We start from the raw sequence: 1,625 nt of genomic DNA on the forward strand, positions 1-1,625 counted from the left end.
AAGGATTTGTATATAGGTTCGGTGAAAAGCAACATCGGTCATTTGGAAGCGGCTGCGGGAATGGCCGGTCTTATCAAAACGATTTTGATGTTACAACATCAACAAATTCCAGCCAATTTACATTTTGAAACCGTCAATCCCTTAATTGACTTAGCATCTATACCTGCACAAGTACCTACAAGCTTGCAAGCATGGAACGCGGATACGCAGAAACAAATACGCTATGCAGGGGTGAGTTCTTTTGGTTTTACTGGGACCAATGCGCACCTAATCCTTACTGAAGCCCCAATGGCAGAGGTGGATACTCGCTCTGCGAACACACCAGAAAGACCGGTACACGTCCTCACTTTATCAGGGCATACCCCAGAAGCTTTAGCGGCCCAACAAGCGCGATTAGCCGATTTCGTTCAAGACGATGCAAGTCTTGATGTAGCCAATTTATGCCATAAACTTGCTCTTAACCGCAGCGCTTTAGATTATCGCCTGGCGTTTCCAGTACAAACTCATCAGGAGTTAATTGAGAAATTACGCTCTACAATGCCAACGAATAAAGCTGCGGAAATAAATACCACGAAAACCGCCTTTTTATTTACTGGACAAGGTTCACAATATTCAGGAATGGGCTGGGAACTTTATAATACCCATCCTTTATTTAAGCAGGAGGTCGATCAATGCAGCCAATTATTGGTAGATCATTTATCTGAACCACTGACCAGTGTGATGTTTGATCCAAAACAGGCATCCTTATTAAATGAAACTCAGTATACACAACCCGCGTTGTTTGTTCTGCAATATGCTTTAGCGCAATTATGGATGAGCTGGGGAATTCTGCCTATGGCGGTTATTGGCCACAGCGTAGGCGAATATGTCGCAGCAACTGTAGCTGGAGTTATGAGTTTAGCGGATGGTTTAAAACTTATTGCCGCCCGAGCCAGACTCATGCAAGCCCAACAAGAAGGCAGCATGCTTAGCGTGAATGTGGATGAAACCCGGGCTCAAGCCTTAATGCACGAGTTTAAAACACAGTCACCTGATGCAATCTTAAATATTGCTGCTGTGAATAGCATTAGCCAAGTGGTATTTGCTGGCGAAGATGAAGCTATTCGCCAATTAAACCAGCAATGTCAACAACAAGGAATCCGCAGTACGGAGTTGCAAGTGTCTCATGCTTTTCATTCAGAGCTTTTACGCCCAATGATTGCTGAGTTTAAGCAAATTGCCGAAACCATTGAGTACCATGCACCCAAACTCGTGCTTATCTCTAATGTTAGTGGCAAGGAAATTTCCGCCATCAACGCAGAATATTGGACCGAGCATGTGCTGGCTACGGTACAATTTAGTACAGGAATCAAGGAATTAATTTCAGAAAACTACCAAACCTTTATTGAGATGGGACCACAACCTGTTTTATTAGCCTTTACCAGACAGCAGACAAGTCCATCACAACAGGTTTTATGGCTTGCTTCACTGAGAAGAAATCGCCCCGACTGGCAAATCTTATCTGATGCAATCGCTCAGCTCTATGAAAACGGACATCACATTAATTGGCAGACTTATGATGCTCCTTATGGATTAGCAAGCGATGCAAAACAATTGCCTACTTATGCGTTTCAGCATCAATCCTA

1 protein-coding gene is annotated in these 1,625 nt (G+C 43.6%); it reads left to right on the forward strand.

Features of this window, described 5'->3' with window-relative positions:
* On the forward strand, nucleotides 1–1,625 hold a 1,625-nt coding region (locus ACQY7T_RS11285; RefSeq protein WP_428413468.1), incomplete at both ends, for a type I polyketide synthase.

Origin of the sequence: Legionella sp. (assembly GCF_965140895.1) — a bacterium.
Taxonomy (GTDB): domain Bacteria; phylum Pseudomonadota; class Gammaproteobacteria; order Legionellales; family Legionellaceae; genus Legionella.